Raw genomic sequence first — 7,477 nt, 5'->3', positions numbered from 1 at the left:
TATTGGTGGTGGAGTGATACCAGAAGACGATATACCTAAATTAAAAGAAGCAGGTATAGAAGCTATATTTACTCCAGGAACACCCACTAAGGAAGTTATAGAATATATTAGCAATAATTTAAAAAGATAAATTTAGGTGGTGCTTTGATTGAATATAGAAGAAAGACTTCTAAACGGGGATAAAAGAGCATGTGCTAGACTAATCACTATGTTAGAGAACAATGATGAAGAAGCCATAGAAATAATTAAGAAATTATATAAACACACAGGAGGTGCCTATGTAATTGGAATTACAGGACCTCCTGGCAGTGGTAAATCTACCCTTACAGATAAATTAACAAAAGAGCTTAGGAAAAAAGGGAAAAAAGTTGGAATAATAGCCATAGACCCAACAAGTCCCTTTTCAGGAGGAGCAATTTTAGGAGATAGGATTCGAATGAATGATTTAGCATTAGATGACGGTGTGTTTATGAGAAGTATGGGAACTAGAGGTTCTCTTGGAGGAATGTCTAAAGCAACTTGGGGAGCAGCAAAGGTATTAGATATCTATGGTGTAGACTATATATTTATAGAAACAGTAGGAGTAGGTCAATCGGAAGTAGACATAGTTAAAACAGCAGATACTGTACTAATGGTTATGGTGCCAAACTTAGGAGACGATATACAAGCCATAAAAGCAGGTATAATGGAAATAGCAGATGTATTCGCTATTAACAAAGCAGATTTATCTGGAGCAGATAAAACCCAAATAGAAATAGAGATGAATTTAGACTTAAATGAAAGCAAAGACTATAGGCCACCTGTAGTAAAAGTATCAGCTAGCAAAAACGAAAATATAGACAAATTAATAGAAAAGTTGATGGCACATAGAAACTATCTAGAAGAAACAGAAGAACTAATAGAAAGAAGAAAAAGAAACACTAAATTAGAAATAGTTAAATTGGTAGAAGAAGAATTAATGGGATTAATAATGGACAAAGCATTAGAGGAAAATCTACTAGATAATTTAACACAAGAGATTATATTAAAAGGATTAGATCCTTACACAGCAAAGGATAAAATATTAGAAATCATTAAATAATAGGAGGGATTATATGGTAAAGAAGGTTGACCATATAGGAATAGCTGTAAAAGATTTAGATGAATCTTTAAAGTTTTATGAAGAAGTACTAGGTATAAAATGTATAAGTACAGAAGAAGTAGAAGAACAAAAGGTAAAAGTAGCTTTTTTACCTATAGGGGACACAGAAGTAGAACTATTAGAATCCACAGAAGAAAATGGACCTATAGCAAAATTCATTGAAAAAAGAGGAGAAGGTATTCAACATATTGCCTATAGAGTAGACGATATAGAAAAGGCAATAGAAGAATTAAAAGAAAAAGGAATTAAGCTTATAGATGAAAAACCAAGATATGGTGCAGGAGGGGCAAAAATTGCCTTTTTACATCCAAAATCAACCTTTGGAGTATTGATAGAACTTTGTGAAAGACAATAAAGACCAAAAGGAGGGCAAAAATGAAGGAAAAAATTGAAAAGCTCCTTGAAGCCAAGAGAAAAATAGAACTTGGTGGAGGGGAGAAAAGAATAGCAAAACAACATGAAAGAGGGAAATTAACAGCCCGTGAAAGAATCAATCTACTATTAGACGAAGAAAGTTTTATAGAAATAGACGCTTTCGTAAAACACAGATCTATAAACTTTGGAATGGAAAATATAGAAGCAGAAGCCGATGGAGTGGTAACAGGATATGGCACAGTAGATGGAAGACTAGTATTTGTTTATGCCCAAGACTTTACAGTACGAGGTGGTTCTTTAGGGGAGATGCATGCAAATAAAATATGCAAAGTACAAGAGATGGCTCTAAAGATGGGAGCCCCTATTGTAGGATTTAACGATTCAGGAGGAGCTAGAATTCAAGAAGGAGTAGATGCTCTTTCGGGATACGGAAAGATATTTTATAGAAACACATTAGCCTCTGGAGTAATTCCTCAAATATCAGCAATAATGGGACCAAGTGCAGGAGGAGCTGTATATTCTCCAGCCTTAACAGACTTTATATTCATGGTAGATAAAACCAGTATGATGTTTATAACAGGACCACAAGTAATAAAAACAGTAACAGGAGAAGATGTAACCCAGGAAGAACTAGGTGGAGCTAATACTCACAATAAAATATCTGGAGTAGCCCATTTTATGGATGAAAATGAAGAAGAAAGCATAAAAAGGATAAGAACATTACTAAGCTATCTACCATCTAATAACTTAGAAGCGCCACCAATATATGAATGTAATGATGATATAAATAGAGTAGAAGAAAGCTTAAATGAAATAGTACCAGTAAATCCGAACAAACCCTATGACATGAAAGAAATAATAAAACTATTAGCAGATAACCAAGAATTCTTTGAAGTACAACCCTACTATGCCCAAAACATAATAACAGGATACATAAGACTAAACGGTAAAACAGTAGGAGTAATAGGAAATCAACCAAGAGTTTTAGCAGGATGCTTAGACATAAACGCCTCCGATAAAGCAGGAAGATTCATAAGAACTTGCGATGCCTTTAATATACCTTTACTCAACCTAGTAGACGTACCAGGATTTTTACCAGGCACAGATCAAGAATATGGTGGGATAATAAGACATGGGGCAAAAATGCTTTATGCTTACAGTGAAGCCACAGTACCAAAAGTTACTTTAATAGTAAGAAAAGCCTACGGAGGAGCATATCTTGCCATGTGTAGTAAAGATTTAGGAGCAGACCAAGTATTAGCATGGCCAAATGCAGAAATAGCAGTAATGGGACCAGAAGGAGCAGCAAATATAATATTTAAAAACGACATAAAAAATTCAGAAGACCCAATGGAAACAAGACAACAAAAAATTGAAGAATATAGAGACACTGTAGCAAATCCTTATATAGCAGCAAAGAGAGGATTCATAGATGATGTAATAGTGCCAAGCATAACAAGACCAAGATTAATATCAGCATTCGACATGCTTGAAAGCAAAAGAGAAACTAACCCTAAAAAGAAACATGGGAATCTACCAGTATAGAAGAGGTGATAAAACTTGGGAGACATAGTATCTATAGGAGATAGCTTGATAATAACCATATTTAGTATGGTAGTTGTATTTATAGTACTTGTAGCTATATCCTATTTAATAGAAATATTAAGAGTAACCATAAATGGTAAAAAAGATAAAAAAGAAGAAAAAGAAATTAGCAAATCAAATGCCTCTATAGGAGAAAAAACAACAGAAAAGAAAGAAACATTCACTAAAGAAACAGTAGAAGATGAAGAATTGGTAGCAGTAATAGCAGCAGCAATAGCAGCAAGTTTAGGCACAACAATTCCTCAAATCAATATAAAGACCATAAAAAGAATTTCTCCAACTACCCCAGCTTGGTCAGAAGCAGGTAGAAGAGAACAAATACTTGAGAAATTATAATAAATATACAATAGGAGGTATAAAAAATGAGAAAATTTATAATAAATGTGAACGGTAATCAATACGAAGTAGAAGTAGAAGAGGTAACAGATGGGACAACAACCACACAAAATTTAGCATCTCAACCAGCTTCAACACCAAAACCAACAGCTAAAAAGGCAGCCGCACCACAACCAGCACCAAAAGTAGAAGAGAAAAAAGAAGTAGTAATAAAAGAAGGTTCAGAAACAGTAGAAGCACCAATGCCAGGAACCATACTTAGTATAAATGTAAACGAAGGAGATACAGTAGAAGAAGGACAAGTACTAGCAATCCTTGAGGCCATGAAGATGGAAAACGAAGTAGTTGCACCAAGAGATGGGAAAGTATCAAGTATAGTAGTCACAAAAGGAGCTTCTGTAAACACTGGAGACAAGTTAATAATATTAGAATAACATAAATGAAAGGAAGGTAAATTAAATGCTAATAGATATATTAAAGGATTTTTTACAGAGCACCGGATTTGCCGAAATCACTGGCGGACAAATTATAATGCTTCTAGTATCCTTTGTTCTTCTTTACCTTGCCATAAAAAAAGAATTCGAGCCACTTCTATTAGTACCAATAGCTTTTGGGATGTTACTTGCAAACCTTCCATTAGCAGGTTTGATGAAGGAACCGATAGTTGAAATTGTAACAGATCCAACTACAGGTAAAATGGTATCGGAAACAAAAGAACTAGGAGGATTACTATACTACCTATACCAAGGAGTAAAATTAGGCATATATCCACCATTAATATTTATGGGAGTAGGAGCTATGACCGACTTTGGACCCTTAATTGCAAATCCAAAAAGTGTTTTATTAGGAGCTGCTGCTCAATTTGGTATATTCTTTACATTTGTAGGAGCAATAATATTAGGTTTTACAGGACCAGAATCAGCAAGTATAGCAATAATAGGAGGAGCAGATGGTCCAACAGCCCTTTATTTAACGAGCCAGCTAGCAGATCATTTATTAGGGCCTATAGCAGTAGCAGCTTACTCTTATATGGCATTAGTACCAATAATACAACCGCCAATAATGAAAGCTTTGACAACTGAAGAAGAAAGAAAAATAAAAATGGAACAACTACGTCCAGTATCCAAAAAAGAAAAGATAATATTTCCAATAATAGTTACAGTATTCGTAGTATTATTATTACCATCAGCAGGACCATTAGTAGGGATGCTAATGCTAGGAAATTTGATTCGAGAATCAGGAGTAGTAGAAAGACTATCCAAGACAATTCAAAACGAATTAATAAATATAGTAACCATATTTTTAGGATTAACTGTAGGAGCTACAGCCAATGCAGAAACCTTCTTATCACCTGATACACTAAAGATAATAGCATTAGGTTTAATAGCTTTTTCCGTAGGAACTGCAACAGGAGTGTTGTTTGGAAAAATAATGTGTAAAGCAACAGGTGGCAAAGTAAATCCATTAATAGGAGCAGCAGGAGTATCAGCAGTACCAATGGCATCAAGAGTCGTACAAAAAGTTGGACAAGAAGCTAACCCAAGAAACTTTTTATTAATGCATGCTATGGGACCAAATGTAGCAGGGGTTATAGGTTCAGCAATAGCAGCAGGATTGTTATTGATGTTCTTTGGAGGGTAGGCATAAGAAACGTGACAGGACCCTGTCACGTTTCATTTTGAATTATAAATAATATTTTTAGTAAATATAAAAAAAGCTTGAAAATCTATATAAGAAAAATTATAATAAACTTGTATCTTGTCAGCATCTTTTATAACGAATATGAAAGTTTTGTCTTATAAGAGCTGAACATAATTTAATAATAATCAAGATAAAAATAACGACTGGTATCCGAAAGGAACTGGAGCGGAGGGATGATTATGGAAAAAGTAAAGAAAAATTTATCTATTAAAAGAATGGCTATCGTAGGAATATTAGGTGCTATTTCTATAGTATTAGGTATGACACCTTTGGGTTTTATTCCAGTAGGACCGACTAGAGCAACTATAATGCATATACCGGTAATTATTGGTGCAATAATGGAAGGACCTTTAGTTGGAGGATTAATAGGGTTAATATTTGGTTTGTTTAGTATATTTCAAGCTGCAACTAATCCTACCCCTGTATCTTTTGTATTCTTAAACCCTATAGTATCTGTATTGCCTAGGGTATTAATAGGTGTAATAACCCATTATGTATATAAATTTATAAAAGATTTAGGAGATAAAAGATCACTTTGGATTTTAAATATAATATGGATAGGTGCAATTGGCTATCTAGTATATGGAGCTTATATAAATATTATAGATTATAAAAGCATATGGCCTATATTAATTAATGCTGTATTGATTATATTGACAATATTAATAGGAATTTATGTTAATAAAAAACTAAAAAACAAAGCTATTGATATTATAGTAGCTACAATTATGGGGACATTAACTAATACAGTAGGTGTATTGTTTGCTATCTATATTCTTTTTGGAGAGCAATTTGTAGAAGGTCTAGGACAAAGTGTAGATATGGCGAGAAAAGTTATAATTGGAATTGGAGTTGCAAACGGTATACCAGAAATAATAATTGCAATTATAGTAGTTACTAATGTAGTGACTGGATTAAAAAGCAGAAGCAAATAGATTGGATGGTGAAGTGGATGTTATTAGTTGTTGATGTAGGTAATACTAATATAGTATTTGGAGTATATAAAGAAAATAAGTTATTATACGATTGGAGAATAGCCACTTATAAAGATAAGACTTCAGATGAATATGGCTTGTTATTCGAACAGATTTTTAAATATCATGGCCTTTGTCCAAAGGATGTAGAAGATGTAATTATTTCATCTGTAGTTCCAACTTTAATGCATACTTTATCGGCAATGAGTATAAAATATTTTAGCAACGAACCAATAATAGTTGGTCCTGGTGTTAAAACAGGTATGAATATAAAATATGACAATCCAAGAGAAGTGGGAGCAGATAGAATTGTAAATGCAGTAGCCGGATATGAAAAATATGGTGGTCCTTTAATAATAGTGGATTTTGGTACAGCTATTACTTTCTGTGCCATTTCAAAAGATGGAGATTATTTAGGAGGCGCAATAACACCAGGAATTAAAATCTCTAGCGAAGCATTATTTTTAAGAACCGCAAAATTACCAAAAGTAGAAATAGCCAAACCTAGATCTGTAATAGCAAAAAATACGGTTAACAGCATCCAATCTGGTTTAGTATATGGTTATATTGGTCTAGTAGATTCTATTATAGAAAGAATGGTAGAAGAATTAAAGGAAGAGGGAAAAGTAAAAACAGTAGTTGGTACAGGAGGATTTTCTTCTTTAATTGCCAGCGAAAGCAAATATATTAATAAAATTGACAAGTTATTAACCCTTGAAGGGCTCCGTATAATATATGGAAGAAACAAGTAGCCAAGAGGCTACTTTTTCTAATAATCAACAAAGGTGATAGAATGAAGATTGGTAATATAAATTTAGAAAATAATATAGTATTAGCACCAATGGCAGGAATTACAGATAAAGCTTATAGAATTATTTGTAAAGAAATGGGGGCTGGACTGGTAGTTTCTGAGATGATAAGCAGTAAGGGAATTTATTATCAAGATGAAAAAACAAAAAGATTAACGGATATAGATTCAAAAGAAAGCCCTGTTGCTTTACAAATGTTTGGTTCTGATCCTTATATAATGGCAAAAGTAGTAGAAGAATATATCAATCCTAGGGAAGATATAGATATACTAGACATAAACATGGGTTGCCCAGCCCCTAAAATTGTCAAAAATGGAGATGGAGCTGCATTGCTTAAAAATCCATCATTAATTAAAACTATATTGAAAGAAATAGTAAAAGTGTCAAATAAACCTGTAACATTGAAGATCAGAATGGGCTGGGACTATAATAGCATAAATGGTATTGAAGTGGGTAGGATAGCTGAAAAGGAGGGTGTATCTGCTTTAACGATTCATGGTAGAACCAGAGATATGTTTTATTCAGGAAAAGCGGAT

At 33.4% G+C, this 7,477-nt stretch carries 9 protein-coding genes; all 9 read left to right on the top strand.

What is annotated here, in order from left to right; all coding sequences use genetic code 11:
• Positions 1–148: 148 nt before the first annotated feature.
• Complete coding sequence (gene meaB / locus VK998_RS03510) at positions 149–1,081, top strand: methylmalonyl Co-A mutase-associated GTPase MeaB (protein ID WP_325225536.1); 933 nt, start codon at positions 149–151, stop codon at positions 1,079–1,081.
• Between the two features lie 13 nt (positions 1,082–1,094).
• Entirely contained in the window at positions 1,095–1,496 is a 402-nt protein-coding gene (gene mce / locus VK998_RS03505) for a methylmalonyl-CoA epimerase (RefSeq protein ID WP_325225533.1), read from the top strand.
• 20 nt (positions 1,497–1,516) lie between these two features.
• Complete coding sequence (locus VK998_RS03500) at positions 1,517–3,061, top strand: acyl-CoA carboxylase subunit beta (protein WP_325225531.1); 1,545 nt, start codon at positions 1,517–1,519, stop codon at positions 3,059–3,061.
• Positions 3,062–3,076: 15 nt separating this feature from the next.
• Positions 3,077–3,457, top strand: coding sequence for an OadG family protein (locus VK998_RS03495; protein WP_325225528.1), 381 nt, complete (start codon positions 3,077–3,079; stop codon positions 3,455–3,457).
• 26 nt (positions 3,458–3,483) lie between these two features.
• Positions 3,484–3,891, top strand: a complete 408-nt coding sequence (locus tag VK998_RS03490; protein ID WP_325225525.1) for a DUF2118 domain-containing protein — start codon at positions 3,484–3,486, stop codon at positions 3,889–3,891.
• A 25-nt stretch (positions 3,892–3,916) separates the two neighbouring features.
• Complete coding sequence (locus VK998_RS03485; protein ID WP_325225522.1) at positions 3,917–5,098, top strand: sodium ion-translocating decarboxylase subunit beta; 1,182 nt, start codon at positions 3,917–3,919, stop codon at positions 5,096–5,098.
• 239 nt (positions 5,099–5,337) lie between these two features.
• A complete protein-coding gene (locus tag VK998_RS03480; protein ID WP_325225519.1) occupies positions 5,338–6,093 on the top strand; it encodes an ECF transporter S component in 756 nt (251 codons plus the stop codon).
• A 17-nt stretch (positions 6,094–6,110) separates the two neighbouring features.
• Positions 6,111–6,884, top strand: a complete 774-nt coding sequence (locus VK998_RS03475) for a type III pantothenate kinase (protein WP_325225516.1) — start codon at positions 6,111–6,113, stop codon at positions 6,882–6,884.
• A gap of 41 nt (positions 6,885–6,925) precedes the next feature.
• On the top strand, positions 6,926–7,477 hold a 552-nt coding region (locus VK998_RS03470; protein WP_325225513.1), incomplete at its 3' end, for a tRNA dihydrouridine synthase.

Origin of the sequence: Schnuerera sp. (genome assembly GCF_035459645.1) — a bacterium.
GTDB lineage: Bacteria > Bacillota > Clostridia > Tissierellales > Tepidimicrobiaceae > Schnuerera.
This window is presented reverse-complemented; position numbering and strand designations above follow the sequence as displayed.

Coding starts and splice junctions, on each gene's coding strand:
- VK998_RS03490 (WP_325225525.1), top strand. CDS start 3,484: ATGAGAAAATTTATAATAAATGTGAACGGTAATCAATACGAAGTAGAA.
- VK998_RS03500 (WP_325225531.1), top strand. CDS start 1,517: ATGAAGGAAAAAATTGAAAAGCTCCTTGAAGCCAAGAGAAAAATAGAA.
- VK998_RS03485 (WP_325225522.1), top strand. CDS start 3,917: ATGCTAATAGATATATTAAAGGATTTTTTACAGAGCACCGGATTTGCC.
- VK998_RS03475 (WP_325225516.1), top strand. CDS start 6,111: ATGTTATTAGTTGTTGATGTAGGTAATACTAATATAGTATTTGGAGTA.
- VK998_RS03480 (WP_325225519.1), top strand. CDS start 5,338: ATGGAAAAAGTAAAGAAAAATTTATCTATTAAAAGAATGGCTATCGTA.
- mce (WP_325225533.1), top strand. CDS start 1,095: ATGGTAAAGAAGGTTGACCATATAGGAATAGCTGTAAAAGATTTAGAT.